This window comes from Brevibacillus sp. HD3.3A (assembly GCF_013284375.2).
Classification (GTDB): domain Bacteria; phylum Bacillota; class Bacilli; order Brevibacillales; family Brevibacillaceae; genus Brevibacillus; species Brevibacillus parabrevis.
In genome coordinates this window covers 2,326,661-2,352,551 of record NZ_CP085874.1, presented here as the reverse complement: position 1 = coordinate 2,352,551, position 25,891 = coordinate 2,326,661, and the positions used below count along the sequence as shown (strand labels likewise).

Genomic DNA, 25,891 nt, shown 5'->3' with positions numbered 1-25,891 from the left:
ACTGCTTAGGGCAGGCTCAAAGCCAATCTTGAGAGGAGAGAGTGCTGTATGGGTAAAAAGAAGGGCAAAGGCACAGGCGATCTCTTGAAAAAAATCAACAAGAAAAGCAAGAAAAAATGGAAAATGAGCGACATCAAGTCGTTGGCGAAAGGAATCACGAAAAAAGATTTGAAGGACGACAAGAAGCTCGGCGATCTGATTAAAAAAGTCAGCAAAGCCGTAGGCGTCAAACTGTCCGACAAACAAATCTCCAGTGTCAAAAAACAGGTTCATGAAAAGCTCGACTAAGGCGAGCGGAACAGCAAAAAGGGAGAGCAGTTACGCTCTCCCTTTTGCTATTGCCAACCTTTTTGCGGTCGGTGTGTTACCTCGTTAGTCGCAAGCGCAAGCAACGATTGTCAGCAATACGAACAACACCAGAATCAAAGCAAAATCGTCGAATCCTCCGTTGAACAGACTCATTCGCTTTCCCTCCTTTGTCAGCAACTAATCATAATGTATGTGCGAATAGCCAATCTTGATTGGACGCTCGCCCAGACATTGCCCATTTTTCAGGATAAGAGTGTAGCTGCTGTGAGGGAAAACCGCGTCAGATCAACTCGCGCGACGCTCGATTGGCTCCATCAGGCCATACTGTTTTTTCATAACCGACTGCCAAAAAGGAATCGTCCGCTGAATCATCGGCCCCGTCAAAACGGCAATGAGCACCGTTCCGATCGACACCGGGCCACCCAGCGCCGCCCCGGCAATCAACACCGTTACTTCGATAATCAGCCGAACCTTTTGAATGCTCCAGCCCAACCGCTCGTTCATGGCAAGCATGAAGCTGTCGCGCGGCCCTGCCCCCAGGCGCGGAGACAAGTACATGCCGATGCCGATGGTCATGACGACTACGCCGAGCAAAAACACCAGCAAGCGCAGCCAGAATGACTCGAACTCCGGCACGATGTTGAGCCATAAAATCAAGTCCAGAAAGCTTCCGAAGCAGATCATGTTCAGAAACATGCCAAAGGTCGGCTTGATTTTGGCTACCAGATAGGACGACAAAATGACCACTACGCCGACGATCTGCGACCAGATGCCAATGGTTAAACCAAATGTTTTTTGCAAGCCGATGTGAAACGTATCCCAGGGCGCCACCCCGAGATTCGCCTTGATCGCGAGCACGCAGCCGAATGCCCCGATGAACAATCCGAGCACAAACATGGCGTAGCGCACGGCAATCGACTTGCTGACCCGTGTACCGGACACCGTCGTTCACCTTTCCTCTCCCGTTGCCATTTTTCTCTCACTGAATGGTGAAGTCTCACATCCATGCGTTCATAATTTATTCATTATAACAAGGAAGATCGGTTTCTCCCACCGTTTTTCGCACTCGCTTCACTTCGACGCTGCCCAAGTCTTCGGCGAGCGTCGTCATGGGAAAGATCGCCTGCGCCTCTTTTAACAGATCATCCATGGAGAAGTCGCCGTCCTCATCCTCGTAGCGCGGACTGAAATGGGTCAGGCAAAGCGCTTTTACACCTGCACGCTTCGCCAGCTCAGCCGCTTCTTTCGCCGTGGAGTGTCCGCTGCGCACCGCCAGCTCCTTGTCGTGATCGGCATACGTGGCTTCGTGCACGAGCAAATCGGCATTCGCCGCAAGCTCCTCGACGCTTTGGCACGGCTCCGTGTCGCCGCTGAAGACGATTTTGCGGCCTTGCTGCGGCGCTCCGACAAAATCTTTGCCATCCAGCACGCGACCGTCGGCAAGCGTCACCTGCTCGCCGCGCTTCAAGGCTCCGAAGAGCGGCCCGGACGGAACTCCCGCCTCTTTCGCTCGCTCGACGAGAAAAGCTCCCGGTTTGTCTTTTTCCAGGACGCTGTAGGCAAAAGACGTCACCCGATGGTTCGCTTTCCGGCACGAAACGACGACTTCCTCATCCTCGTAAATGACGCCTTCGCTGACCACTTTCAGCTCCAGCGGATATTGCAAATGCACCGGACTTACATCCATGATCGCCCGAAAATAGCGGTCAATCCCCGGCGGTCCGTAAAGCGTGAGCGGCGATGCTTCGCCATTGCGCAGCGAGCGGGAAGCGAGCAACCCGATCAAGCCGTACAAGTGGTCGCCATGCAAATGCGTGATGAAAATTTTGTCCAGCTGACTGATTTTCATGGGAGAGCGCAAAAGCTGATGCTGCGTGCCTTCCCCACAGTCAAACAGCCACCATTTTCCTGCCTGTAAAAAGCGAAGCCCGATTCCGCTCACGTTGCGGCGCGTGGTGGGCGCTCCTGATCCCGTACCTAAAAATGTCACAATCACAATGATTGCCCCTCTCTTTGTGCAGAGCTTCCCGCAAGCGTGCCTGTCACCAGCTGTAGGCATTCACCCTTTTTTGTCTGGGCGCATACCTTACAACAAACAACAGCCTAGCAAGGAGGTACTCCTGATAATGAAACGATTTTTCGCGCTGGGGCTGGCTGCCTGTCTGGCTCTGATCGCCGTTTTGGCCGGCTGCTCCAGCACTCCTGAAAAAGTAAGAATTGGCGAAGTAACCCGCTCGCTTTTTTACGCCCCCCAATACGTCGCGCTGGAAAAAGGCTTTTTCAAGGAAGAGGGGCTCGATGTGGAGCTTTCCACTATTCCCGGCGGCGACAAGGTCATGTCGGCGCTCTTGTCTGGCGGGATCGACGTAGCGCTCGTCGGCTCGGAGACGAGTATTTACGTCTCCCAGCAAGGAGCAGCAGACGTCGTCGTCAACTTCGCCCAATTGACCCAGACGGACGGCACCTTCCTCGTCGCCCGCAACAAAACCGACCAGTTTTCGTTTGACCAGCTGAAAGGCAGCGTCTTCCTCGGTCAGCGCAAAGGAGGAATGCCGCAAATGGTCGGAGAGTATGTCCTGAAAAAACATCAAATCAATCCGCAGTCCGACCTGGAGCTGATCCAGAATATCGAATTTAAAAATATCGCTTCTTCTTTCGCTTCAGGCACAGGCGAGTACGTTCAACTGTTCGAACCGGAAGCGTCGCGGTTTGAGCAGGAAGGGATCGGGCATGTCGTCGCCTCCTTCGGCAAGGAAAGCGGCACCGTTCCCTACACCGTCTACATGACGAAGCAAAGCAATATCGACAGCAATGCGGCAACTATCCAAAAGTTTACCAATGCGATCTACAAAGGGCAACAGTGGGTTGCAAGCCACAGCGCCAAGGAGACGGCTGCGGTCATCGGCAAATATTTTGAACAGATCGATCCGACCATCCTGGAAAAAGCCGTGCAACGCTATCTGGAGCAAGGCTCTTACGCCACCGATCCGATCCTGGACGAAGCGGAATGGAATCAGCTGCAAGACATCATGGATGCCGCTGGCGAACTGAAACAACGGGCCGATTACAGCAAGCTGGTCAACACCACCTTCGCCAAACAATCCAAGGAAGGGAATTAATCCGTCATGAACCAGACTCCTTCTGCGCCAGCCAAGATTGAACTTTCCCACGTGACCCACCTCTATTTATCCACAACCAGGGCGTTCATGGCGGTCCAGGACATCAACCTGCGCGTGGAGGAAGGCGAGTTCATCTGTATGGTTGGCCCTAGTGGTTGTGGCAAGACGACATTGCTCTCGCTCATGGCGGGACTGGAATTGCCGACTGCCGGAAAAGTGTCCATTGATGGGACACCCGTTCGCGGAACTTCCCGCCAAGTTGGCTACATGCTTCAGCAAGATTACTTGTTCAACTGGCGCTCGATCGAAGACAACGTCTTTCTCGGCCTGGACATCCAGGGAATCCGCTCCAGGGAGACAGAGCAATACGCCTTGCATCTGCTCGATGAAATGGAGCTGTCTGACGTGCGCAAAGCTTCGCCCATGCAGCTGTCCGGCGGCATGAGGCAGCGTGTCGCGCTCGTTCGCACACTGGCTTGCCAGCCTGACGTGCTGCTTTTAGACGAACCTTTTTCCGCACTTGATTATCAGACGAAGCTGAAACTGGAAGACTTGATCTTCTCGACGCTGCGCAGACACAAAAAAACCGCCATCCTGGTCACGCACGATTTGTCGGAGTCGATCGCCATGGGAGACCGCATCTACATCTTTTCGCGCAACCCTGGCCGCGTCAGCAGCGAAATCGCAATCCCGCCCGCCATCCGCGACTCCCTGCCCTTCGACGCCAGAAATCAGGATGGCTTCCAGGACCTGTTTCATCGCGTCTGGAAGGAGATGGAGGTAGTATCTGATGCAGCAAAAGGAAATTGAAAGCATCCATCGCCACTATTTGAAGCAGGAAGCAAAAAACCGCTACTGGGTGTTTTTCACCCAATGCATGCTGTTTCTGCTGTTTCTCGCCCTGTGGGAAGTGCTTGCGCGCACCAACACGATCAATGCGCTTATTTTCAGCTACCCGTCGAAAATTTGGGCGCAATTCTGGTCGCAGCTGCTCGACGGAAGCCTGCTGCCGCACGTCGGCATGACCGTCTGGGAGACGATTATCGGCTTTTTGCTCGGAACGTTGCTCGGGGCTGTGATCGCAACGCTCATCTGGTGGTCGCCCTTTCTCTCCCGCGTCCTCGATCCGTACCTGGTCATCGCCAACAGCATGCCAAAAGTCGCGCTCGGCCCTGTTTTCATCGTCGGCTTCGGCCCCGGACTCATGTCCGTCATCGCCATGGGCTGCGCGATCTCCATCATCATTACCACGATCAACGTCTACTCCGGCTTTCGCGAAGTCAACCAAAACTACGTCAAAGTCGTGCAGACGCTCGGCGGCAACAAACGGCACATTTTCCGCCTGGTCATCCTCCCCGCCACCTTCCCGACCTTGCTCGCCACGCTGAAAGTAAACGTCGGCCTCTCCTGGGTCGGAGTCATCGTCGGGGAGTTTCTCGTTTCCCAACAAGGCTTGGGCTATCTGATCATCTATGGATTCCAAGTGTTCAATTTTACCCTGGTCATGATGAGTCTCGCCATCATCGCGGTCGTCGCCACCTTGATGTACCAAGGCGTGGCGTTTTTGGAACGGCGGCTCACCAGCCAGTTTAAATAGATGCCTTTTCGCAACACAGCGCGACCATCGTCCGGGGATGGTCGCGCTGTGTTTTGACTGACAGACGTTTTGCGGTGCAAAAGCTGTGCTATACTTATGGTCAAAAAAGTCCAGAAAGCAGGAAAATCATTTATGGGTACATCAGATGTACAAGCTCCCGCTCTTACTTATCAGTTGATGACTATGTGCATGATCCGCGACGGCGACAGGGTACTTTTGCTCAATCGCCCCAGTTCCAAAGGCTTCCCCGGCTACATCGCCCCCGGGGGCAAGGTGGATTTTCCCGAGAGCCTGACGGAAGCGGCCATTCGCGAAGTGTATGAAGAAACAGGGCTTCGCGTCACAGACCTTGCCTTCAAGGGCGTGGATGAGTATGTCGTCCCGGCGACAGGCTTTCGCTACATCGTTTTCAACTATTTGGCAACCCGCTTTGAAGGCGAGCTGTTGACACATCCTCCCGAGGGAGAGCTGCATTGGATTTCGCTCGACGAGATTGACCAGGTGCCGATGCAACCGTGGTTTCGTCGTCGTTTCCCGCTCTTTTTCGAGCCGGGAACATTTGAAATCTCCATCGTCTGGGATGAAGAAAAACAAGAACCGATTGCCGAGAAAATCAAGCAGCTCGGGTAAGCCGTCCGGGACGTGCCGCCTGTTTACTTACTCCGGCGCTACGATCTCCACCTTGATCCGATCCGGGTCTTCGCAAAACAGCGCGTAATGTTCCGGGCCGCCCGCATGTGGATGGCGATCCTCGTAGAGCAGCGGCACGCCTCGCCGCCGCAGTTCCTCGCGAATCGACTCCACCTGCTCCCGGCTGCGCGCGTGAAAAGCGAGATGATTCAATCCGACGCGACAGCGGTGATACGGCACATCGCGAAACCGCTCCTCCGCCTGCACGAACACCAGATACGTGTTGCCATGCTTCCAACTGACCCCGCTCGCCCATTGCTGGTAGCGTTCATAGCCTAGCTGCTGCTCCAACAGCCAGCCCCAAAATTCCGCGGACCGCTTCAAATCTGTGACGTACAACTCGACATGATGCAGCATCGCCCAGCCTCCTTTGCCCCAGTTACCTGTCTTTTATCGTGAAAACACGTGAAAGCCGCTTCCTTGCTTCAAGCCTAAGCACAATTCTAATCGCTTTCCGGTCCGGCATAGCCTTTTTATCCGCATACGCATAGAAAAAACGCCCGACCAATCGCATGCCGGGCGTTATGTACGCGTCTCATCTTACTTCCAGAACTTCCACCAGCTCTTTTTCTCCGTCTGATCGCCAGCGTGGTTGCCTGCTTCCACTTTTTGCTTCGCTGCTTCTTCTGCTTCCAACGCGCCAGGCACCCGTGCGAGGAAATGATCGACCATCGGCTTGTAGTTGTCCGGCAAATGATCCTGCATGTTGCGCAGCATCGCAATCGCCCGCTCCTTTTGGTCGGTAGCCAGCAAAGCGTTGGCGTAGTTGAAGCCCGCATACGGATACGGGAACTGCGGCGTCCAAAACTTTTCGCAAATCTGGATCAGCTGATAGACATAGCCTGCCTGGCCCAGCTCGCCCGTTACCGTCATGACCACTTCAAAGCGGTCTTTCGCCCCCTCGATGGCAATCGTGTACCACTTCATCGCGTTCAGGAGGTCGGTCTCGGTCAGAGCAAGACGCGCCAAGTGCAGCTGCGGTCTCCACGCTCCCTCCTTGACGGAGAGCGCTTCCAATCGGGTTCTCAGCTCCTCGCGCTTGCCATTTTGCAAAAAGCTTTCCACGTACATGTTCAATCCGTTTTCCTGGTTCGGATCTTTGTGCAGTCCGGTATTCAGGATTTCGAACGCTTTGTCCTCTTCCCCTTCATACGCGTAAATTTTCGCCAGGTTGGTACAAGCCGTTCCCGACGCCGGGAATCGTTCCAGGCAATCGTTCAAAATCGTTTTCGCTCTCTCAAATTCTCTCGCCTGCATGTGAACGACTGCACGGAAAATGAGCGCGGACTCGATCGGCCCGTACAATTCGAGCAGCCTGTCCGCCGCAATCGCCGCTTGCTCGTGAAATTGCTCCTTCACCAACTCCATCGCGAAGTCACGAAGCTTTTCCTTTTGGTCCCAATACATATCCAGATTGTGCGGAATCACTTTTTTCTGATAGTCCTCTCTGGACATCTCGATCGTATGGCCAAATTCATTGGTAAACGTCACAAATTCAGACATGAAACAGCCTCGCTTTCATTTCCTTCACAATAGTATCAAGGGACAAGCCCTGTCTTGCAAAGAAGAACGATTTTCCCCAAAAGGAAAACCGCGATTGGTTATATCCAGGCTTTCAGGTTTACTTTACGGATAAAATCCTCCATTGATTCCTTCGCTGGTTCGTCATTTGCCTCATCTGCATCCGACATGCCCATCAGTTGCCTGAAGAGAGCCTCGTTGCGGGTAGCCAAAGCGTAATCAAGCAAGGCTTCCTGCGAGACGCGCTGCGCTTCCTCCTCCAGCAATTGTTCTTCCAGGGCGATGTCCTCTTCCACCACAGGAATGTGCTTATCTATTTTGGGTATGCGAATGACCCATGCAAACGCACTGTCCGGGTTGCGGTCGCGCGCGATCAAATACCCGTATTCGCCAATCGGCAAACCTTGCTCGAAGGAGTCGGCAACAATGACGACGCGTTGTCCAAGCTTGAACATGAGCGTCCACTCCCAATAAAGATTAATTCTAATCATACTAAATTGTATGTGTACTTGGGAAGAGAAAACCCTCGCGATGGGCAAAAGCACAAAAAGTTTGTTGCGTACATGAAAATAAGGTACACTTTACCTATACAGGCTTTTTTATGGATTACGGTTACGAGGTGTTCGCAAATGAATGAAATGTCTACAGGGTTTTCCCTGTTCATTGTTGGCTGGACGATTGTGCTTGTAGGACTGATGGGGATTGGCGGCTACTTCATGTTTCGCAAGTTCCTCAAGTCCATGCCCAAAAAGGACGGCAAGTCCGATCTCGACTGGCAGGACTATTACATCGACAAAACGCGCGCAATGTGGACGGAAGACGGCCTGGTGCTTCTCAACGAACTGGTCGACCCGGTTCCGCAGTTGTTCCGTGATGTAGCCAGACGTTCGATCGCAGCCAAAATCGGGCAGATCGCCCTTGAAGAGAAGGCGACTGTAATCACCACCGACCTGATCGTCAAAGGCTATATCGTGGCTACCCCCAAACGCGACCACAAATGGCTCATCGCCCATTTGCAATCCAAGCAGATTGACTACACGCCGTACGAAAAATATTTGAACGCGGAGGGCTAAACAGCTTGCACGCTCATGCCCGAAGGCTCGTTCTCTTCGCTTGAAACTTCTTGTCTTCCCGTCCGTAACATAACTTATACGGATAATCGGCCCGCGAAAACGCGTGAAGCTTGCTTACCGCACTTTTCGCGAAAACCAGGTTGGACAAAAGGAGACGATGTTGATGTCAGTCATACTTACCATTTTGGCGATCGGTTTCGTGCTGTTTCTCGCCGCGATCATTATTGTGGTCGTCCTGCTGAAAAAAGGGGCCAAATTCATCTGGAAAATGGGCGGACACGGCTATCGCAAGTACAGCAGCAGCGATTACCGACATCGCGGGCCGTTGTGGAAGTTCGGTCACAAGTCGTACGGACATCACTACTATCGTCGTCGCAAACACTCCAGCCACAGCGGTTTTTTCAGCAGTTGATCCTCTCGCCAAAAATCAGGGCAGCCCGACTTGTCTAAAGTCTGGCTGCCCTTTGTACGTTCTGCATAGCGTCTGCGGATGCTTGTTTGGATAGAGGCGGCGCATGCTTGGCTGAAAAACTGCCTCATCCCTGCCCGGCTGCTTCGTTTTCCGCCTTGGCAGCCGTCTTCTTTCCCGATACTCCACCGGACACGAGAAAAGCCATGACGTCCGCGCTGTCCATGTCCAGCGGCTGTACTTGCTCGCTTGGAAAAAGCAGCAGATTGCCAGCAAAGTTGTACGACTGCGGAAGGTAGACGGCGACGTGATCGGCAAGCCCGTATGTATCCATGCTTTCTTTTGTGATGAAGCCGATGACTTTCGCCCCAGTGTCTTTGGACAATGTGACCAAGACAGGTTTGTCGAAGCTTTTTTTATCCCCGACAAAGGCGCCGATCAAATCTTTGATCGAGGTGTAGATCAGCTTGATGAATGGCACTTTTTCAAACAGTCTGTCCACGATGGACAGCACCCCGCGAGTCAGCACATTCGACGCGAGAAATCCGACAACCGTAATCCCCACAATCGTGATCAGCACGCCTATGCCCGGGAAGTGCAGAGGGAAATTGTTGCGGGCCAGGTTGTAAAACCAGCTGTCGACCGTCGCAAAAATGTAGTACAAAATATAGATCGTCACAGCCAGTGGGATGACGTACAGCAATCCTTCCAAAAAGTAGCGGATAACACGCTTCATTCTGTTGCCCCTCTCTGCCAACACTTTTTAGAAATATTGTACCCCATCGGATAGCCATCTGCTATGATGAAGAAAAATCAGAAAGCAGGGTGAACGATGCAAGCACTTGTCACGCCACAATGGCTCCGCGATCATAGGAACGACGAACGAATTGTTATCGCCGATTGCCGCTTTGCCCTTTCCGCTTCCGAACAAGGAGCCGAAGAGTACGCAACAGACCACATCCCGGGAGCGCTCTATTTTCATCTGAATCGCGACTTGTCCGGCCCGAAACAGGAACACGGCGGACGCCATCCTCTTCCTGATCCGGCTGCCCTCGCCGCGCTCTTTTCCCAGGCTGGAATCGATGAGCACACAACCGTCATTGCTTACGACGACCAGGAAATGGCGATGGCGGGACGCCTTTGGTGGCTATTGCGCTACCTCGGTCACGATCGTGTCGCTGTGCTCGATGGCGGATACGCAGCCTGGAAAAAGACTGGCTACGAAGTGACAGCGGAAGTGCCGACGCCGCAAGCACGTACTTTCGTCCCGCAACTGCGCCCGGACATGCTGGTCAGCGTCGAAGGCGTAAAAAATCGCGAGCCGGAAGCGGTGCTGCTCGACTCCCGCGCAGGCGAACGCTATCGCGGCGAGCAAGAGCCGCTCGATCCGAAAGCAGGACATATCCCTGGCGCCCGCCACTTTTTTTACAAGGACAACCTCAACACAGACATGACCATGCTGCCAGCCGAGCAGCTTCGCAACCGCATCGCTGACTTCGCCGAACAAGAAATCATCGTCTACTGCGGCTCAGGCGTGACCGCTTGCTCCAACCTGCTCGCCCTGCACCAGGCTGGCCGCACAGATGCGAAACTGTACGCAGGAAGCTGGAGCGACTGGGTTTCGTACAGCGATAATCCGGTTGCTACGGGGGAAGAGTAAGAGTTTTAATAGGAAGACTGTTTGACGCGGTAGTAGGGCTGTAACAGGTTAGCGGTATGCGACCTGTTACGGCTTTTTTTGGCGTTTTGGAGGCAGATGCTAAAACAGGAGATTCAGCAAAAATTAAAGGTGTAAGGGTGAAATTATGGAGACAAATTCTAAACCGCCCCAAACAAAATGGTATGCAGTCAAAGTCTTATTTGAATCGGTTCACTCTGGAGGTTCCGATCAGCCAAAAAATGAAGTCAATGCTGAGAACAACATGAAACTTTTTGAAGAAAGTATTATTCTCGCAAAAGATACGAATATGGAAAAGGCCATTGAAATTGCGGAAAAGTTTGCCAAAAAGGCTGAACATGAGTCTTTGAATAGCTTTGGTGAAACAGTTAAGCATCAGTTTGTAAGACATCTGCATGCATTTGAGCTAAATGATGATAAAATCACGATTGGAACTGAAATTTATTCAAGATTTATCCATGTTGGTCAAGAGATTTCAGCTAGTGATGTCATCAAGCGCTATTACCCAGAAGTTTTAGATGAAGACGGCGATTCTGAGTAGAAAATGCAAAGCAGTAACCGTAACTCCTGTTAATATGGATTGCCTGAGCAACCAGCGTGAGACGGTGTTCGACCGTAGCACACTGGTTTTTTCTGGAAAAAAGTCCGCGGGAGCTACAATTGCACTGGTCCTATCCCCGTCAAGAATGACCGTGCCCGAAAGCCCCTTTCAGTTCAGCCAACCTGTTTGTTGCCTCCACCACCTCTTCCCGCTCTTGGCCAGACAGCGATAATTGCTCTGCCTCCTGCATCAAAACCCGCGCGAGATTTATCTCGTCCATCGAGGCCGCGATATCGGCTCGCAGCACATAAGCTTTGTAGCGCAGGCTTGCCGAAGCTTCTTCTGCTTTTGAAAATACAAGATCCAGTACCTTGGCCGCCTCTGCGGGTTCGTCTTTGGCATACGCCAATCGATATGCCGTTTCGAACGCATTGGCAAACCTGGACGGCTGCGCCATCACGGTTTGCTCAGTTTGGACTGGCGCGGCAGATGCGTGCTTCTGACCGATTAACAAGCGGTTTCCGGCAGGGTCGATGAGGTTAAATCGGCGGTCTTCCACGAGATTATTCGGTTTGGTAATTCTCGGAAACCCCCTGGAAGGAACCTTGCCATACGCATTTTTCAAGTTTTCACAAAACTCTTTGTGCACGGCATCCACATCGCGGACGTGTACATAGCACATGCTGTACGAGTTGGATGGGTCCAATTGCTTCCAGACAAAAAAATGCAATTCCACAATTCGGTGACGGACGCAAGCGTATAAGTTTGGCTTGGCTTGCCTGTAAGTCAGTTCAAAACCTAGCGCCTGATAAAACTCCAACTGTTCGTCTATCGATCTGCAAGGGAAAATAGGAATTGTTACGCTCTCCCGATTGGCTGACACGCTACCACCCTCCACGCCCAAAGAAATACTGTGCTAAGTGAAATCAATTGACCTCCTTAATCGTACTATATTTATGCAAATGGTAAGGTTTTGCGGAAGTCAGCCTTGCGCTACAAGCAACATCCGTCGCGAAGTTTAAACATTGATTGAAGGTTTAGAAGGAGGTGGGCCATACGCGCCTGGGCCGCGGGTTCGGGCTGGCAATTTGTTCGCGAAGGGATGCCGCGCATCATACAAGGGGATAAGCTTGAGGTTCCGTGATTAATCAACAAAGCGCACATTGGCCTCCAGCTCGCGCGTCAAAAAGAGTGGTGGGTTCGCTTCTATCGTTCCTCTGACATTCGCAATTCGCATTGCGCCCGCACGATCATCCCCGCATGTTTGTTTAGGTACTATTCAAGCATTTGGTTTCATGGGAGAATAAGAAGCTGGAGCGACGGGCGTTCCAACGATCTGCCTGTCGCCAAAGACGCTACAACTGCCGAAGGAGTCACATCATGATCCGATTTATCCGCCTCCTGCTCCACTTCGGATACCAGGAGGCCATGTCTTGTCTGTTTCCCGTGTTCATCTTCGCCTCGCTCGCGATCTCCAAGTTCGTCGCCATCCCTGGCCTGCCCAGATACGACCTGCTTTTGCTGCTCTGTCTGGCCTTCCAGGTGTTCATGGTGAAAAGCGGACTTGAGTCGCGGGACGAGTTGAAGGTCATCACGGTTTTTCACCTGATCGGACTGTGCCTGGAAATTTACAAAGTGCACATGGGCTCGTGGAGCTATCCGGAAGAAGGGTACAGCAAAGTGTTTGGCGTCCCGCTCTACAGCGGATTCATGTACGCGAGCGTGGCGAGCTATTTGTGCCAGGCGTGGCGACGGCTGGACGTCAGTCTGACAAACTGGCCGCGGCCGTTTTTGGTCACTTCGCTCGGTGCGGCGATCTACTTGAATTTTTTCACCCATCATTACATCTGGGATCTTCGCTGGGTGCTGATGGTGCTCATGTTCGTCGTGTTCTGGCGCTCGAAGGTCTACTTCCGCGTCACCCATGAGCGTTTTTCCATGCCCGTCCCGCTCGGCTACTTTCTGATCGGCTTTTTCATCTGGATCGCAGAAAACATCGCCACGTTTTTCGGCGCCTGGGCGTACCCGAACCAGCGCTCCGGCTGGGAGCTGGTCCATCTGAGCAAAATCAGCTCGTGGTTTTTGCTCGTGATCGTCAGCTTCATCATTGTGGCGGAGTTGAAGCATGTGAAGGCTAGGCTGGGTGGCGGGAAGCCCGATCGCTAAAACGAAAAGCTCATAAGCGTAAATGGCAGTAACAAGCCCATGTTCATTTGGGCGACCGCAACTGCTCACCTGTTCTTTTATGAAAATGGCGAAATGTATGCTCAGAAAAAGACAACGACAACCTCGTTGTCTTTTGTCATGAAAGGCATGAAACTTTTCCTGCTGCTTTGTCTGTTCGGCGGTCCATCCGTCAAAAAGCTCCGCTTGCGGCAAAACGTCGATCAGGTTCCAAGCCATGAGCGTTCCCCGCCCCAGTTGACAGTTGATGAAGCCTCGTCCATTTTTGACCTGCGTCCACCTTGCAACAAAAAAACCCAAACCCCCGCTCGCCTGCCGCGTGCAAAAGGTTTGGGTTTTGAACTGGCTTACTTCACCACATTTTCCAGCACGTTCTCGATCATTTGCCGATTGGCGATAACTCCCGTGTACAGCCAGCTGGACTCTGTGGAGAAATCGTAGACCTGCCCTTTTTGAACGGCAGGGATGTTCGCCCAAACCGGCTCCTTCAAAAATTCATCCTTGGAAGCGCCTTTGCTGTTCACGATGAACAAGTAGTCCGCATCCATCTGAGCCAGCTTCTCTTGAGACAGAGCGTTCCAGTTCGCGTCGCCGGATTTGGAAATCTCCTGGACGACGGCTGGCACCGTAAACCCGAGGTCTTTATACAGCACATCGCCACTGGACAAATCTTGGCGCGCTACATAAATGTTTTTGGATGTCACCCACAGGGCCGCAGCCGTTTTGTCGCCGATCGCCTGCTTGAGCTTTTGTTTCGATTCCGCGACGTAGGCATCGTAGTCCGCGAGCACTTTTTTCGCCTCTTCGCTCTTGTTCAACACTTCCCCCACGACCAGCAGCTCTTTGCGCCAATCGCTGTTTTTCTCTTTTCCGATCGTATATGTCGGCGATATTTTGGCGTACTGGCTGTACTTGTCTCCCGCTACGAGGTCTTCATTGTCCATGATGATCAGATCCGGATTGTAGCTCATGACCACTTCTGGCGGCAAATCATGCGGGATTGCCGGAATACCGGCCAAGTCTTTTTGCAAATATCCTTGAACATCGCCCTTCCCTACCGACCATTGGGCAACCGGCTTGACTCCGAGTGCCACCAGATGATCTTCCAGGTAGGTCGCAATAATGCGTTGCGGATGTGACGGCACCGTAACCTTGTTGCCCATGCCATCGGTCAACTCGCGCTGTGTCGCGCCAGTTTGCTCCTGCACGCTCCCTGTCTGTGGTGTCGGGCTGGCTGTACCGGAGCACGCGCTCACGAACAGTGCTAGACTGACCATGAAAAGAGTTGCCATGTGGCGCGTCGATTTTTTGTTCATGTGGATGCTCCCCCCAAAGCTTCGCTGATAACGATTATCGTTAACACTATAGCTTTCCCTATGCGCGTCCACAATACACAATCCGGGCTTTCCATATAGACGATCTGGACCTGGGGCATGTCCGGAAAAGCTGGTGGGTGTCATGCCCGTATGCTTTTTGAACAGCCGACTGAAATAGAGCACGTCGTGGTACCCGACAGAAGCCGCCACCTCTTGCATCGTCGCATCTGTCTGGGAAAGCAGTTCCTTCGCCTTTTCCATCCGTAGCGAGATCACATAGTCGATCGGGCTGTGGCCCGTCTCTTCCTTGACCAGTCGAGTCAAATATCTGGCACTGTAACAAAAATGCTCCGCGAGGCTCTCCAGCGAAATTCTCTCGGTATAATGCTCCTCCAAATAGCGAACGACCTGTTTGGCGAGCGGCTCTTGTTCTTGTTGAAACCCGTGCCGCAGAAGCTGCTGCATGACCTCATGGACGAATTGCAAAAACGTGCCTTTTGCCCGAAGCCGCTCCTGTGCTGCCCATTCGCGGGCCATCGTCGCGACGAGATGATACAGTTTGGTCGGCTCATGCGGCACGAGCGCATACGGCAGATGAAACGGCTCTTCCCCGCCATTGCTCAACAGAGCTTGGTCGACGGAGCGCGGCAGCATCATTTTGGCTTTGTACAAGATCAAATAAAAGACGAACAGCTCATCCGTCAGCTTCACGTCGAGCACCATTCCTTTGCCGCCGTGAAGCAACAAAAAGCGATCCGCCGCATATTCGCGTCCATCCAGCCGCACCGTAGCCTGTCCTTTGCAAGCGTATAAATAACTGGAGGCCGGAAGCCGGTAGCTGTTCCACGACTCTTGCGCCTGCAACACAAAATGCCGAACGTCGATCACCTGAACAGCCGCATGCGTCCAATGCGCGAACCAATCATGGATTTTCTTCTTTTCCTCTTCCTTCATCCGAGCACCCCTGCCTGTTTTGCGTGAAATGAACAGCATTGATTTGTTTGATTTTTATGAGAATGATTATCGGGAAAACACATCGGTATTATAAGGGAATTTGTTGGGGGGAGCAACATGTGGAAAATTCCAGGTGGGATATATCTATTTCTTTAATTAAAATGGTTCAGGTCATTGAGAGCTTGGGCAACGAAAAAGAGGGAGAATGCCCCTCTTTTTCATCTAACGCTTGATCTGTATAGCCTACGTTGCAATGTAAAAACGGTGTTACGCGTATTTCATGAATTACCTTAGAAAATCTATTATTTTTATATCTTTCAACATTTGTTTTAACTTCTTCATTTTCCATATACCACTCATGCATTTTCGATCCGAAATTCATATTGCCCAAACTGATCTCTGAGCTTCTCTTCGTACGGCAGCCACTCCGAATCACTCCAGATCGGTATCCCTGTGAGTTGCGACAGCTTGTCTGCGGCCTGTTCCGGACTTGTCAGCTTGATGAACGAATCAAAATCCTCCACACGCATCCCCAACGCTTCTCGCATGTAGTCATCATGAAGACGCTCTTCTTTCAGCCCGTACTCGTCCCGCGTCCACGGTTCACAAAAGATTTTTTCCGCTTGAATCTCTCCGTTCTCGTAAAACGACAACTCGAATATTTCCTCATTGATGTATCCGGCGGTCATTACTGGTTCCTCGATCAGCTGGGACAACGCTTTGCCGATCTTCTTCACCGTGCCCCAGACAAAATAATCGTGGAGCACGCTGATCCAGTTGTCGTTGCTTTTGCTTATGTGCATGACAACTTTGGGCTTTTGCGCCTCCGTGTCTGGCTGATTACTTTTCCATTCGCCAACAGACCGCTCTGAAACATCCGCAGCCGCTTCATTTTGCGTAGATGAATAACCTAATACCTCGGCGCGCTCTTCGCTTAGCTTTTTTAGCGCTTCGACAGCCTTCTCAAAGTTCCCCGACTTGATATGCAAATTTGCGAACGATCTGCCCACAGGTTTGCCTCCTCGCACTTTTTTGCCATTGCAGTACATTGCTGCTACATGCTCATCGCCTAAAAGCAGACTCTCGGTTGTCTGATATTTCCATTATTAAGGAACATTCGTGCTGAGTCTATCTACTTTTCACCTGGATGTTGGAAATGAATTTGGCAAAGGTTTGTTGTTCATACTTGTTTCGTGCAACCCACCCGGTCAGGAACTTCGACATCATCAATAGGCGTTGTCGACTCATTTACCAGGCTAGGCCATATTCCACATCCCACACAAAAAAGAGTCCCCCCGTTTGCACCAGGAAAACTCTCTCTACGTCTATATATCGCTGGGCTTTTCCTATTGCAGGTCGCCAGCATGAATGCTCGATTGTCCTTACACTGACATCGCTTTTCCTAAACAAACCAAGTCTGTTCGTTACACGGAAAGCGAAAAGCAACTGCATGTACTAATCAATGTATGACTTTAAAAATCCCTCAAGCCGCGCCTTGACGGCTGGCCACTCCCTGTCGAGTATGCTGTAGTAAATCGTGTCTCTTACATACCCGTCAGGCAAAATCATATGGTTGCGCAAAATGCCCTCTTTGACTGCGCCAAGCCGCTCAATTGCTTTTTGGGACCTGACATTCCGACTGTCCGTCTTCAGTTGAACCCGAATGGCTCCCGCCGTTTCAAAGCAATATTTTAACAGCAAGTATTTGGCTTCCGTATTGATGGAAGTCCTCCACATCGCAGGAGTCAGCCAGGTCGAACCGATCTCCAGGCTTTTGTTTGGAATAGAGATATCGTAAAATCTGGTGCTGCCTACTGCCTTTTGCGTCTTTTGTTCGACGATAACAAACGGAAACGCATTCTTTTGTTCCAAAGCTTTCGAGACATACTCTTTTGCGTCTTCCAGTGACTGGATTCGCCCTTGTGTCAGCCCCCATATATCCGGGAACCGACCCGCCTCATACAAATCCTCGGCATGCCTCAGTTCCAGAGGAGCCAGCGTTACATTGACACCAGTTAGCACCAATGGGGTTGTCATATTCATCCCAAATCTCATCCTTTCAGAGCTTTTTTGCTGAACAGACTCAACCAATACCGATCACAGAGCCAGCCTCCATCTGATGTATGTATTAGTACCAAGATTTTATATAGGGCTACTAGGTTTTAGTGGCATGAGCGTGCTGTTTTCTGCTCATCATCATATCACATCATGGAAAAAAGTGGACAAAATTTGACAGCGCGAACAAACTTCGATCTCGTGCAAAAGCTCACTCTATTTTCACACAGTTACCAATTCCTATAATTTACAAAGAAAATGCATAGTGTTAAAATTCAAAAGGATAAAAAAGGAAAATGCAGGGAAACCAGGTTAGAAGGTGGAACGAGATGGACGAAAGTGTAGGCACTCTTCAATTTACTACCATCGGTGATATCATAAAAAAGCATAGGGAACAGGCTAGTCTCAGTATCACACAGCTATCAAACCTCTCGGGGGTACACAAGGGCGTCATTTCCAAAATCGAATTGGGAGATACCAAACGACCAGAGTTGAGAACAATCAAAGCGATTTCACATGTGTTGGAAATCCCTTATCAAAAAATTGTTGCGCACTATATTGACGTCGAGAAACGAGTAGAAACCTTAAAGGAACTGCTTTTGGAGGCCGTACAATTCGCGAACGAGCCATTAGTCTCAAAAGTTGCCGTAAAGCTTCTTGAATCTCCCCAAGAAGATACATATAACGCAATAGAACAGCTATATCTTCTGACGAAAAACTTGACAGAAACAGCTTTTCAATTGTTGCTATACAAGATCATCGCTCAATACGCAAGAGAGCGTGGCGTGCCTCCATACGTTGCAAAAAGCCTGCTGCAAATATATTTGATCGAGCGACTTGATTTAAAACAAATGGAGGATTCATTCAAAGCTGGCGAGGAAATTCTGTATTACGTGGACTTCCTGTCTCAAGAAGAAAAAATCATCTATTATTTCAGAATGGGGCTTCAAGCTTTTGCCATCAAGAAGTACAAGCAGTGTATTGAACTTTGCGAAGCAGGTCTGGCTTTGGAGACGACTGAAACAGAACTAAAAGCCAGGGCCTATTTGGCAATGATCAACTCATACTATTTCTTGGACAATTTTGACGCAGTAGAAAAGCATTTAGATGTCTTTGAAAAGTTTCGATATGATTTTGTTACAGACGCAACCAAGACGACCCGTGGTATTGTTAAAGCAAGACTAAAAAAATACGATACAGCCATTCCGCTACTTCGACGTTGCTTGGATGAGGTTAGCAAGGATATAAAGATTCACGTTGTAACCGAACTGCTTGATGTTTATTTTCAAACAGAAGACATGGACTCCATAGCAGAACTGCTCGCACGGGAGGAAGAGTTTTTGCCTGATTCTCCGCAAACACCCTATAAACATGTCTCGATTGGAATCTATCATCAACACAAAGGGAATTACATGGTGAGAATGGGGCAGCTTGACGCCGGGATGAACAGCTACGTTACCAGTTTGCAAGCATATGGAACAGTTAATGCCGAAGAAGAAATTGTCAAATGTATGGCAGATATTTTTTCCTATTTCTCCAACAATTCCAAGTCTATGGATTTACATTTTGTAGATATGATTCACCAAGTATATAATAATTATATTGGTAAAAACCGTAAATAAAAGGAGGCTAGTAACATGAAAAAAGCAATTGCTATGATATTCTTATCTTTAACTCTGTTTGTTTCTGCCCACTATCTGCCTGGTGACCAAGTGAACTCCCCGTCAAACACGGTAGTTCAACGAGTAGTTGACCCTGGCTATTAATCTAGAAGTAAAAAATCGCTTCAACTAAGAACGCTCAATGAGCGTTCTTTTTGCTTTTCATGTAAATTCAAGTCGAAATATGTAGAACTTCTCAAGGCTTTTATTTTTATTAACATGCATGCGACAGCCTTTACAATAAGGACATTCAGATTGCAAATATGCCAAAGGAGTGAGCGTGCAAAAGACTAGCTAACTGGACAACGGTTTCTTTGCTATGACATTTCTTGCAAAGGTTTTCAACCAATTAGAATAAAAACCCAATATTTTGCTAGGAAGGGTATCGTTTTGGAAAAGGAAAAACTTGAACTGATTATAGAACAATTGCGACAACAATTATGCCAGATAGTAAAAGAAAAAGGTTTATCCGATGCTTCCGTGGTTGAGCTAAGCCAAAAACTCGACATTTATATCGTTCAATATCAACTTAAACACGGAGAAGAAAAAAATGGCGAGTTCTGAATCGGGAACACGATTATGTGGAGTAATGAACGAACTCAGCGTATATATTCATAGAGCCAGCCCTCATCAGATGTACATATTGCAGTACCAAGGTGTTACGTATGAAGATTTTTTTCTGAATATTCATTCCCTGTTGAGACTGGCTTTATGATGAAGCGCAAAACGCATCATGAATTATAGGGTTACAGAAAGACGTTTCCTACTCCGAAACACCCTCCACATTCTCCCTCATCAACGACCAGTAAATCATTTCTCCGTCTCTAGCTGTCTCTTGAAAATTCAACTTTTCCAAAATCCTCGCAGAGTCAGCATTATGTATAAGGCATCTGGCTGTGATCGCTTTCACCTCTGCTTGTGAAAATGCCCACTTTACCAACCCTTTCGCTGCCTCCACTCCAAAGCCTTGCTTCCGCTCCTGCCTAATAATGCCATAGCCGATATCGACTTCTCCCAGCTCATTCGGTCTTCCTTTAAAACCCGCATCTCCAATAATCGTGTTTCCGTCTTTTTTCACGATCATCCAGGATTCGAACCCTGTTGGTTCCCCGACAAGCTCCAGATTTTTAATGATCTTTGGCAACGTTTCGATGGCATCCTCATCCGGCCAGCCGTCGCCCAGGCGATAGCCGTCCACTAAAAGCTCATCAAAGTTTCCCCGCAAGATCGACTCCGCGCTGCTTTTCGTAAACGGTGTTAAAACAAGTCTTTCCGTCGTGATTCGTTTGTCTTTCATCTGGTGTTTAGCTCCTTTTTTCACTTTTGGCGCTTATCATAAAAATGATCGTCCGCTCATCATCATAGCACGCCATGGAAAATAGTCGATTAACGGAGTCTTAATTTTCAAAATCGGACCGACTGAAAACGTGAACACCCTTCTCCCGATTCCCCTTTTCCCCCTGCACAAAAAAAGAGTCTCCCTGCCCCCCTCCAGGAAAACTCTCCGCTCCCTACCTTGTCACCCCGCTCAACAACAGCCGATGCAACCCGCTGATCAGGCACACCCCCGCCGTGACAAAAAAGGCGATGAAGTACGAGTGATGCCAGTTGCCCAAAAGACCTGCCACCACGGGACTGAGGACAGCCCCGACCGACAACACGGCAGAGTAAATGCTGAACACGCTGCCGTACATTTCGCGCGGAGTGTGGATCGTCAAGGTCGTGGCAAAAGCCGGGAACAGCATTCCGAAGCATGCGCCGAGGCAGAACATCATCACCTGAATCGGAATCGCCAGACCCATCGCCAGCATGTACATCAAGAGGCTGAGGATGCCAAGCCCCGCAAATGACCGCGTTTCTATCGCTACCTTGTGCAGCCAAAACTGGCTGAGGATCGCGAGCGCTCCCAATCCTTTCAGGCTGAACAAAATTCCCGTAACGGCTGGCGACATCCCTTGCTTTTGCACGAGCAGCGGCACTTCGTAAATGATCGTCCCTTGCGCGTAGATGATGGCAAACCCGCCGAGAAAAGCCGGATACAGCATCCGATTTTCCATGATCGCGAGCAGGCTCTGTTTGCCTGATATGTTCGGCTTGGAGGGCGCCACCTGGTCGCTGCCGCTGTCCACTACTCTGGAAGGAAGGACGAGCCAGGAAAAAACGCCTGCCACGATCATGATGTAACCCAAAATGACGAACGACTGGCCGTAGCCGAATTGTACCGCAAAAAAGCTCCCGACCGCTGGCGAGACGATCCCGGCTGTCGTGAGCACAAGTCCTTTTTTGCCCATGATTTCGCCCTGTTCCAGCGCGGTTTTGCCTGTCTCCCCCAGCATGGCGGAACAGGCGGGCGAGACGAACGCCATGACGAAGCCAAGCATCAGGCGAAACGAAAAAAATGCCCCGGCATGCGTCACGAGTCCTTGTCCAATCAGCATTACCCCAGCCAGGATCAGGCCTCCGGCAATAAACCATTTCTTCGGAAAACGGTCGAGAAAAGGGCCTGCGATGAGATTGCCGCTCAGATTGCTGATGGCATAACCGCCCAGCACGAAGCCGATCATCGCAGCGGATACGCCCAATATATTCAAGTACGGCGCCAGCAGCGGCGTTTGCGCGTGCATGTCAAAGGCAACGAGAAACAACACGACCAACAGCAGAACCCTCAAAGCATTCCCATCCTCTCATCCCGCCAGTCTTTGTCCCAGTATATGAGGGGAGTCGTCCAAGTAGGATAGGAAAAGCTTTCTGAATTGCCAAAAACAAGCAGCTTTTCTCGCTTGCATCCTGTATGATGGAAAAAAATGAAAAGGCTGGTGAGTCAAGCTATGATCGTTTTGCAAACAGAGCGTCTTGTTCTGCGGCGCGCGCACGCGGAAGATGATGCGGCCTTTATTTTCGGGCTTTTGAACGAGCCATCCTGGTTGCAGTACATCGGTGATCGCGGCGTCCGCACGTTGGCAGATGCGCAGCAGTACATCGTCAACAGCTTGCAGGCAAGCTACGAAAGCTACGGCTTTGGCTTGTTTGTCGTCGCAGAAAAAGCAACAGGCACTCCGGTAGGCTTGTGTGGCCTCATAAAAAGAGATTTTCTGGAGGATGTCGATATCGGCTATGCTCTCTGTCCTCCCTATTGGGGAAAAGGGTACGCCTTCGAAGCGGCCTCCGCTGTTTTGGACTACGGGCGCGAGGCGTTCGGGCTGAAACGGATCGTCGCGATCACGGACAAGGCGAATGATGCATCCGGCAAATTGCTTGAGAAGCTGGGCTTGCGCTGGGAAGGCTACGTTCGCAAGCAGCCCGATCAGGAAGAGCTGAAGTTCTTCTCCATTGATTTCCCCTCCTAAGACTTTAGGCAAAAAAGCCGTTAGCAAGCCCGTCTTTAAGCGAGCAAATCTTTCAGTCAAGCGCGCCGGAACACGAAAAACAGGACCCCGCAATTCCTGCGAAGTCCTGTTCTACTCTCCTGCCACTTACGATTGAACAGCTTTCAACCCGAGCGAGCTTTCATGGAATTTGATGGACGAATGCTTATCCATCGCTACCCGAAGCTGGTACTCGCTTTCGAACAGCATGACCGGACGTCCGTAGCGGTCCGTCACGGTTTTGTTCTTCACGGCATCGAGCGCCGCTTTGTCGCCTTCGAGCCAGCGGGCAATCTGATACGGCATTCTCGTCAGCATAATATCGACGCCATACTCTGCTTTGAGTCGGTATTCCAGCACCTCAAACTGCAAGACGCCGACTACGCCGAGAATCAGTTCTTCCATTGGATAGGTGCGGAATAATTGTACCGTCCCTTCCTCTGTCAGCTGCATGATGCCTTTTTGGAACTGCTTGTGCTTCATCGCGTCTTTCACCATGACTTTGGAGAAAAACTCAGGCGAGAAGTGCGGCATTTCCTCGTACTCGAACGACTGGCCGACACAGAGCGTGTCTCCGATCTGGAAAATGCCCGGATCGAACAAGCCGATGACATCGCCTGCGAACGACTCCTCGACGATCTCGCGGTCTTGCGCCATGAACTGCACAGGCTGCGCCAGCTTGATGTCTTTGCCCAGACGCACGTGCTTCACGGCCATGCCGCGCTCGAACTTTCCGGAGCAAATGCGCAAGAAAGCGATACGGTCGCGGTGAGCCGGGTTCATGTTGGCCTGGATTTTGAAAATAAAGCCGGAGAACGGATTGGTGTACGGATCGATCATGCCGGCATTGCTCTTTTTCGCGGAAGGCGCTGGCGCCATTTGCAGGAAGTTGTCCAGGAAAGTCTGCACGCCGAAGTTGTTGATCGCGCTTCCGAAGAACACAGGTGTCAGCTGTCCTTGGGCAATCAGTTCCGGATCGAACTCATCCCCTGCTACGTCGAGCAGAGAAATTTCGTCTTGCAGTTGCTGCCACAGCTCCTGACCAACGCGGTCGCCGATCAGCGGGTCTTCGGCTCCCTCTACCGGGAAAAACGAGATATCTTCATGCTGCGTGTTGGTCTGATACAGCTCGACGCGGGATTTCATGCGGTCGTACACTCCGCTGAAGTAGCTTCCCATGCCGATCGGCCAGTTCATCGGGTACGAACGGATGCCCAGTACGCGCTCGATTTCTTCCAACAGCTCAAACGGGTCTTTCCCGTGACGGTCCAGCTTGTTGACGAATGTAAAAATCGGAATGCCGCGCATCCGACAGACCTTGAACAGCTTGATCGTCTGCGCCTCCACCCCTTTTGCCACGTCGATGATCATGACGGCAGCGTCGGCAGCAGTCAGGGTGCGGTACGTGTCTTCACTGAAGTCCTGGTGACCAGGAGTGTCCAAAATATTGATGTGGTGCCCGTTGTATTCAAAGTCCATCGCACTGGACGTAACGGAGATTCCGCGCTTTTTCTCGATCTCCATCCAGTCGGAGGTAGCGTGCTTGGAGTTTTTCCGGCCTTTGACCACCCCTGCTTCGCGAATGGCTCCGCCGTAGTAAAGCAGCTTTTCCGTCATCGTCGTTTTACCCGCATCCGGGTGGGAGATGATGGCAAAGGTGCGTCGTTTTGCTATCTCATTTTCCCATTGGGGATTGGTTTGACTCATCAATCATTCTCCTGTCATCGCGAATAAGTAGCCAGATTGTTTTCCTATACGATTATACCGACAAATGCGTGCTGCATCCACCTAGTAATTTTTCTTCAAACCGTTATAATATTTAGTAGTAAAAATTTTTTGACTGCATGATGTACATACTTGACCAATTAACGTTTTCATACTTACACAGGAGGGACTCCATGACGACCAATCTGGAAACACGCGCGGCTGATTTTCGCGCCTATGTGAAAAAAATGACCAGCTACAACCAGGCACTCGCAGTTCTGCAATGGGACAAAGCAACGCAAGCGCCACGCAAAGGGATGGATGCCCGCTCCGAGATTATCGGCGTGCTCGCTGGCGAACAGTTCAAGCTGGCGACATCCAAAGAAATGGAAGCGTTTTTAACCGAGCTCGGCGAACCTTCCGCACTGGAAGCGCTCGATGAGATCACGCGTCACAGCGTGCTCGAATGCAAAAAAGAATTTGACCGCAACAAGCAGATTCCGGCTGAGAAATACCAGGAATTTGTCGTTTTGACCTCCCAGGCGGAAACGGTATGGGAAGAAGCCCGCGCCAACAACGACTTCTCGATGTTCCAGCCGTACCTGGAAAAAATCGTGAACTTCCAGCTGGAGTTTATCGAATATTGGGGACACGACGGCAAAAACAAGTACAACACCTTGCTCGACCTGTACGAGCCGGGCATGACAGTCGATCAACTCGATCCGATCTTCGCTACCCTGCGCGAGAAAACCGTCAAGCTGGTCAAAGCAATCGCGGAATCGCCGAACAAGCCGGACACCGCTTTCTTGAACAAAAACTTCCCGATTGCCGAGCAGGAGGCGTTCAGCCGCTTCATTTTGGAAAAAATCGGCTACGACTTCAAGGCGGGCCGCATGGACAAGAGCGCCCATCCGTTCTGCACCACCTTCAATCCGGGCGACGTGCGCATTACGACTCGCTACGACGAAAACGACTTCAACTCAGCGCTGTTCAGCTGCATCCACGAAGCGGGTCATGCCATGTACGAACAAAACATCAATCCTGAGCTTTTGTTCACGCCGCTCTGCGACGGTACTTCGATGGGCATTCACGAGTCCCAGTCCCGCTTCTGGGAGAACATGATCGGACGCAGCCTGCCGTTCTGGAACCACTTTTTCGCTGATTTGCAAAAAGCATTCCCGGCCCAATTCGAAGGCGTATCCGTGGAAGACCTCTACCGGGCGATCAACTCTGTCACTCCGTCCTTCATCCGTACAGAGGCTGACGAGCTGACGTACAACTTGCACGTCATGATTCGCTACGAGATCGAAAAAGGCTTGATCAACCAGACGATCCAGGTTGCCGATCTGCCGAAAATCTGGAACGAAAAAATGCAGGAATACTTGGGCGTGGAACCGCCTACCGACACACTCGGCGTTCTCCAGGACGTGCACTGGTCCGGCGGCAGCTTCGGCTACTTCCCGACTTACTCGCTCGGCAACGTGTACGCGGCCCAATTCGCCCACGTCATGAAGCAGGAAATCAGCGGCTTCGAAGACTTGCTGGCAAACGGCGACTTCGCTCCGATCCGCGCTTGGTTGAAAGAAAAAATTCACCAGTACGGAAAAATGAAAAGCCCGCGTGAACTCGTGCAAGCGATCACGGGCGAAGGCACCAACGCGACCTACCTGATGGAATACTTGGAGAAAAAATATACCGACATCTACAAGCTGTAA

At 50.9% G+C, this 25,891-nt stretch carries 30 protein-coding genes; 15 read left to right on the top strand and 15 right to left on the bottom strand.

The window, feature by feature from the left end:
• Positions 1-48: 48 nt before the first annotated feature.
• Positions 49-288 carry a stage VI sporulation protein F gene (locus HP435_RS11550; protein WP_063230750.1) on the top strand — a complete coding sequence of 80 codons (240 nt, stop codon included), beginning with the start codon at positions 49-51 and terminating at the stop codon, positions 286-288.
• Positions 289-372: 84 nt separating this feature from the next.
• Here the strand turns inward: HP435_RS11550 and HP435_RS11545 are convergent, their stop codons facing one another.
• From HP435_RS11545 to rnz, 3 genes are all read right to left on the bottom strand, one after another.
• Positions 373-462, bottom strand: a complete 90-nt coding sequence (locus HP435_RS11545; protein ID WP_122965765.1) for a YjcZ family sporulation protein — start codon at positions 460-462, stop codon at positions 373-375.
• Between the two features lie 132 nt (positions 463-594).
• The gene (locus tag HP435_RS11540; protein ID WP_217364905.1) at positions 595-1,206 is read right to left on the bottom strand and encodes a YczE/YyaS/YitT family protein; all 612 of its coding nucleotides are present in this window, start codon (positions 1,204-1,206) and stop codon (positions 595-597) included.
• Positions 1,207-1,327: 121 nt separating this feature from the next.
• On the bottom strand, positions 1,328-2,305 hold the full coding sequence (gene rnz / locus HP435_RS11535) for a ribonuclease Z (protein WP_173595725.1): 978 nt from the start codon (positions 2,303-2,305) through the stop codon (positions 1,328-1,330).
• Positions 2,306-2,435: 130 nt separating this feature from the next.
• Between rnz and HP435_RS11530 the strand changes: the two genes are divergently transcribed.
• The 4 genes from HP435_RS11530 (at position 2,436) to HP435_RS11515 (ending at position 5,655) form a co-directional block, all read left to right on the top strand.
• Complete coding sequence (locus HP435_RS11530) at positions 2,436-3,428, top strand: ABC transporter substrate-binding protein (protein WP_122965763.1); 993 nt, start codon at positions 2,436-2,438, stop codon at positions 3,426-3,428.
• Between the two features lie 6 nt (positions 3,429-3,434).
• Positions 3,435-4,238 carry an ABC transporter ATP-binding protein gene (locus HP435_RS11525; RefSeq protein WP_122965762.1) on the top strand — a complete coding sequence of 268 codons (804 nt, stop codon included), beginning with the start codon at positions 3,435-3,437 and terminating at the stop codon, positions 4,236-4,238.
• Positions 4,219-5,025: an ABC transporter permease gene (locus tag HP435_RS11520; protein ID WP_122965761.1), complete on the top strand. Its 807-nt coding sequence runs from the start codon at positions 4,219-4,221 to the stop codon at positions 5,023-5,025. The genes HP435_RS11525 and HP435_RS11520 overlap by 20 nt, the downstream gene beginning before the upstream one ends.
• A 132-nt stretch (positions 5,026-5,157) precedes the next feature.
• On the top strand, positions 5,158-5,655 hold the full coding sequence (locus tag HP435_RS11515) for an 8-oxo-dGTP diphosphatase (RefSeq protein ID WP_122965760.1): 498 nt from the start codon (positions 5,158-5,160) through the stop codon (positions 5,653-5,655).
• Positions 5,656-5,682: 27 nt separating this feature from the next.
• On the opposite strand, the gene HP435_RS11510 is transcribed toward HP435_RS11515, so the two are convergent.
• The 3 genes from HP435_RS11510 to HP435_RS11500 all read right to left on the bottom strand — a co-directional run bounded on the left by HP435_RS11510 (position 5,683) and on the right by HP435_RS11500 (position 7,691).
• The gene (locus tag HP435_RS11510; RefSeq protein ID WP_122965759.1) at positions 5,683-6,072 is read right to left on the bottom strand and encodes a VOC family protein; all 390 of its coding nucleotides are present in this window, start codon (positions 6,070-6,072) and stop codon (positions 5,683-5,685) included.
• Positions 6,073-6,255: 183 nt separating this feature from the next.
• The gene (locus HP435_RS11505; RefSeq protein ID WP_122965758.1) at positions 6,256-7,218 is read right to left on the bottom strand and encodes a tetratricopeptide repeat protein; all 963 of its coding nucleotides are present in this window, start codon (positions 7,216-7,218) and stop codon (positions 6,256-6,258) included.
• A gap of 98 nt (positions 7,219-7,316) precedes the next feature.
• Positions 7,317-7,691 carry an ATPase gene (locus HP435_RS11500; RefSeq protein WP_122965757.1) on the bottom strand — a complete coding sequence of 125 codons (375 nt, stop codon included), beginning with the start codon at positions 7,689-7,691 and terminating at the stop codon, positions 7,317-7,319.
• A gap of 174 nt (positions 7,692-7,865) precedes the next feature.
• Between HP435_RS11500 and HP435_RS11495 the strand changes: the two genes are divergently transcribed.
• Complete coding sequence (locus tag HP435_RS11495) at positions 7,866-8,309, top strand: DUF2621 domain-containing protein (RefSeq protein ID WP_122965756.1); 444 nt, start codon at positions 7,866-7,868, stop codon at positions 8,307-8,309.
• Positions 8,310-8,472: 163 nt separating this feature from the next.
• Positions 8,473-8,721, top strand: coding sequence for a hypothetical protein (locus HP435_RS11490; protein WP_173595653.1), 249 nt, complete (start codon positions 8,473-8,475; stop codon positions 8,719-8,721).
• A gap of 124 nt (positions 8,722-8,845) precedes the next feature.
• Here the strand turns inward: HP435_RS11490 and HP435_RS11485 are convergent, their stop codons facing one another.
• Positions 8,846-9,454 (bottom strand): DUF502 domain-containing protein, encoded by a 609-nt coding sequence (locus HP435_RS11485; protein WP_122965754.1) that lies wholly within the window; start codon positions 9,452-9,454, stop codon positions 8,846-8,848.
• 96 nt (positions 9,455-9,550) lie between these two features.
• Between HP435_RS11485 and HP435_RS11480 the strand changes: the two genes are divergently transcribed.
• Both HP435_RS11480 and HP435_RS11475 read left to right on the top strand, forming a co-directional pair.
• On the top strand, positions 9,551-10,378 hold the full coding sequence (locus tag HP435_RS11480; RefSeq protein WP_173599183.1) for a sulfurtransferase: 828 nt from the start codon (positions 9,551-9,553) through the stop codon (positions 10,376-10,378).
• A 145-nt stretch (positions 10,379-10,523) separates the two neighbouring features.
• Positions 10,524-10,937 carry a DUF4288 domain-containing protein gene (locus tag HP435_RS11475; protein ID WP_173599184.1) on the top strand — a complete coding sequence of 138 codons (414 nt, stop codon included), beginning with the start codon at positions 10,524-10,526 and terminating at the stop codon, positions 10,935-10,937.
• A gap of 139 nt (positions 10,938-11,076) precedes the next feature.
• Here HP435_RS11475 and HP435_RS11470 read toward each other — a convergent pair whose 3' ends face one another.
• The gene (locus HP435_RS11470; protein WP_173599185.1) at positions 11,077-11,820 is read right to left on the bottom strand and encodes a bleomycin resistance protein; all 744 of its coding nucleotides are present in this window, start codon (positions 11,818-11,820) and stop codon (positions 11,077-11,079) included.
• Positions 11,821-12,317: 497 nt separating this feature from the next.
• On the opposite strand from HP435_RS11470, the gene HP435_RS11465 reads away from it, so the two are divergent.
• Complete coding sequence (locus tag HP435_RS11465) at positions 12,318-13,103, top strand: DUF817 domain-containing protein (RefSeq protein WP_173599186.1); 786 nt, start codon at positions 12,318-12,320, stop codon at positions 13,101-13,103.
• Between the two features lie 365 nt (positions 13,104-13,468).
• Here the strand turns inward: HP435_RS11465 and HP435_RS11460 are convergent, their stop codons facing one another.
• The 4 genes from HP435_RS11460 to HP435_RS11445 form a co-directional block, all read right to left on the bottom strand.
• Positions 13,469-15,391, bottom strand: coding sequence for an AraC family transcriptional regulator (locus tag HP435_RS11460; RefSeq protein WP_173599187.1), 1,923 nt, complete (start codon positions 15,389-15,391; stop codon positions 13,469-13,471).
• A gap of 166 nt (positions 15,392-15,557) precedes the next feature.
• A complete protein-coding gene (locus HP435_RS11455; RefSeq protein ID WP_173595647.1) occupies positions 15,558-15,740 on the bottom strand; it encodes a hypothetical protein in 183 nt (60 codons plus the stop codon).
• Positions 15,741-15,747: 7 nt separating this feature from the next.
• Positions 15,748-16,401 (bottom strand): hypothetical protein, encoded by a 654-nt coding sequence (locus tag HP435_RS11450; protein WP_173595646.1) that lies wholly within the window; start codon positions 16,399-16,401, stop codon positions 15,748-15,750.
• Between the two features lie 445 nt (positions 16,402-16,846).
• Positions 16,847-17,434: a GNAT family N-acetyltransferase gene (locus HP435_RS11445; protein WP_173599188.1), complete on the bottom strand. Its 588-nt coding sequence runs from the start codon at positions 17,432-17,434 to the stop codon at positions 16,847-16,849.
• A gap of 341 nt (positions 17,435-17,775) precedes the next feature.
• Between HP435_RS11445 and HP435_RS11440 the strand changes: the two genes are divergently transcribed.
• The 3 genes from HP435_RS11440 (at position 17,776) to HP435_RS11435 (ending at position 19,671) form a co-directional block, all read left to right on the top strand.
• Positions 17,776-19,068 carry a helix-turn-helix domain-containing protein gene (locus HP435_RS11440; protein WP_122965892.1) on the top strand — a complete coding sequence of 431 codons (1,293 nt, stop codon included), beginning with the start codon at positions 17,776-17,778 and terminating at the stop codon, positions 19,066-19,068.
• Between the two features lie 15 nt (positions 19,069-19,083).
• Positions 19,084-19,212, top strand: coding sequence for a hypothetical protein (locus HP435_RS29060; RefSeq protein WP_255679242.1), 129 nt, complete (start codon positions 19,084-19,086; stop codon positions 19,210-19,212).
• 285 nt (positions 19,213-19,497) lie between these two features.
• Positions 19,498-19,671: an aspartyl-phosphate phosphatase Spo0E family protein gene (locus HP435_RS11435; protein ID WP_217365719.1), complete on the top strand. Its 174-nt coding sequence runs from the start codon at positions 19,498-19,500 to the stop codon at positions 19,669-19,671.
• Between the two features lie 199 nt (positions 19,672-19,870).
• Here HP435_RS11435 and HP435_RS11430 read toward each other — a convergent pair whose 3' ends face one another.
• Entirely contained in the window at positions 19,871-20,404 is a 534-nt protein-coding gene (locus HP435_RS11430; protein ID WP_122965745.1) for a GNAT family N-acetyltransferase, read from the bottom strand.
• Between the two features lie 214 nt (positions 20,405-20,618).
• Entirely contained in the window at positions 20,619-21,776 is a 1,158-nt protein-coding gene (locus HP435_RS11425; protein WP_122965744.1) for an MFS transporter, read from the bottom strand.
• A gap of 159 nt (positions 21,777-21,935) precedes the next feature.
• Between HP435_RS11425 and HP435_RS11420 the strand changes: the two genes are divergently transcribed.
• A complete protein-coding gene (locus HP435_RS11420) occupies positions 21,936-22,454 on the top strand; it encodes a GNAT family N-acetyltransferase (RefSeq protein WP_173595639.1) in 519 nt (172 codons plus the stop codon).
• 126 nt (positions 22,455-22,580) lie between these two features.
• Here the strand turns inward: HP435_RS11420 and HP435_RS11415 are convergent, their stop codons facing one another.
• On the bottom strand, positions 22,581-24,179 hold the full coding sequence (locus tag HP435_RS11415) for a peptide chain release factor 3 (protein WP_122965742.1): 1,599 nt from the start codon (positions 24,177-24,179) through the stop codon (positions 22,581-22,583).
• A gap of 191 nt (positions 24,180-24,370) precedes the next feature.
• On the opposite strand from HP435_RS11415, the gene HP435_RS11410 reads away from it, so the two are divergent.
• Entirely contained in the window at positions 24,371-25,891 is a 1,521-nt protein-coding gene (locus tag HP435_RS11410; protein ID WP_173599189.1) for a carboxypeptidase M32, read from the top strand.

Coding starts and splice junctions, on each gene's coding strand:
- HP435_RS11410 (WP_173599189.1), top strand. CDS start 24,371: ATGACGACCAATCTGGAAACACGCGCGGCTGATTTTCGCGCCTATGTG.
- HP435_RS11420 (WP_173595639.1), top strand. CDS start 21,936: ATGATCGTTTTGCAAACAGAGCGTCTTGTTCTGCGGCGCGCGCACGCG.
- HP435_RS11485 (WP_122965754.1), bottom strand. CDS start 9,454: ATGAAGCGTGTTATCCGCTACTTTTTGGAAGGATTGCTGTACGTCATC.
- HP435_RS11520 (WP_122965761.1), top strand. CDS start 4,219: ATGCAGCAAAAGGAAATTGAAAGCATCCATCGCCACTATTTGAAGCAG.
- HP435_RS11500 (WP_122965757.1), bottom strand. CDS start 7,691: ATGTTCAAGCTTGGACAACGCGTCGTCATTGTTGCCGACTCCTTCGAG.
- HP435_RS11530 (WP_122965763.1), top strand. CDS start 2,436: ATGAAACGATTTTTCGCGCTGGGGCTGGCTGCCTGTCTGGCTCTGATC.
- HP435_RS11540 (WP_217364905.1), bottom strand. CDS start 1,206: ATGTTTGTGCTCGGATTGTTCATCGGGGCATTCGGCTGCGTGCTCGCG.
- HP435_RS11495 (WP_122965756.1), top strand. CDS start 7,866: ATGAATGAAATGTCTACAGGGTTTTCCCTGTTCATTGTTGGCTGGACG.
- HP435_RS11550 (WP_063230750.1), top strand. CDS start 49: ATGGGTAAAAAGAAGGGCAAAGGCACAGGCGATCTCTTGAAAAAAATC.
- HP435_RS11440 (WP_122965892.1), top strand. CDS start 17,776: ATGGACGAAAGTGTAGGCACTCTTCAATTTACTACCATCGGTGATATC.
- HP435_RS11465 (WP_173599186.1), top strand. CDS start 12,318: ATGATCCGATTTATCCGCCTCCTGCTCCACTTCGGATACCAGGAGGCC.
- HP435_RS11510 (WP_122965759.1), bottom strand. CDS start 6,072: ATGCTGCATCATGTCGAGTTGTACGTCACAGATTTGAAGCGGTCCGCG.
- HP435_RS11505 (WP_122965758.1), bottom strand. CDS start 7,218: ATGTCTGAATTTGTGACGTTTACCAATGAATTTGGCCATACGATCGAG.
- HP435_RS11525 (WP_122965762.1), top strand. CDS start 3,435: ATGAACCAGACTCCTTCTGCGCCAGCCAAGATTGAACTTTCCCACGTG.
- HP435_RS11415 (WP_122965742.1), bottom strand. CDS start 24,179: ATGAGTCAAACCAATCCCCAATGGGAAAATGAGATAGCAAAACGACGC.
- HP435_RS11515 (WP_122965760.1), top strand. CDS start 5,158: ATGGGTACATCAGATGTACAAGCTCCCGCTCTTACTTATCAGTTGATG.
- HP435_RS11490 (WP_173595653.1), top strand. CDS start 8,473: ATGTCAGTCATACTTACCATTTTGGCGATCGGTTTCGTGCTGTTTCTC.
- HP435_RS11430 (WP_122965745.1), bottom strand. CDS start 20,404: ATGAAAGACAAACGAATCACGACGGAAAGACTTGTTTTAACACCGTTT.
- HP435_RS11480 (WP_173599183.1), top strand. CDS start 9,551: ATGCAAGCACTTGTCACGCCACAATGGCTCCGCGATCATAGGAACGAC.
- HP435_RS11445 (WP_173599188.1), bottom strand. CDS start 17,434: ATGAATATGACAACCCCATTGGTGCTAACTGGTGTCAATGTAACGCTG.
- HP435_RS11460 (WP_173599187.1), bottom strand. CDS start 15,391: ATGAAGGAAGAGGAAAAGAAGAAAATCCATGATTGGTTCGCGCATTGG.
- HP435_RS11545 (WP_122965765.1), bottom strand. CDS start 462: ATGAGTCTGTTCAACGGAGGATTCGACGATTTTGCTTTGATTCTGGTG.
- HP435_RS11475 (WP_173599184.1), top strand. CDS start 10,524: ATGGAGACAAATTCTAAACCGCCCCAAACAAAATGGTATGCAGTCAAA.
- HP435_RS11455 (WP_173595647.1), bottom strand. CDS start 15,740: ATGGAAAATGAAGAAGTTAAAACAAATGTTGAAAGATATAAAAATAAT.
- HP435_RS29060 (WP_255679242.1), top strand. CDS start 19,084: ATGAAAAAAGCAATTGCTATGATATTCTTATCTTTAACTCTGTTTGTT.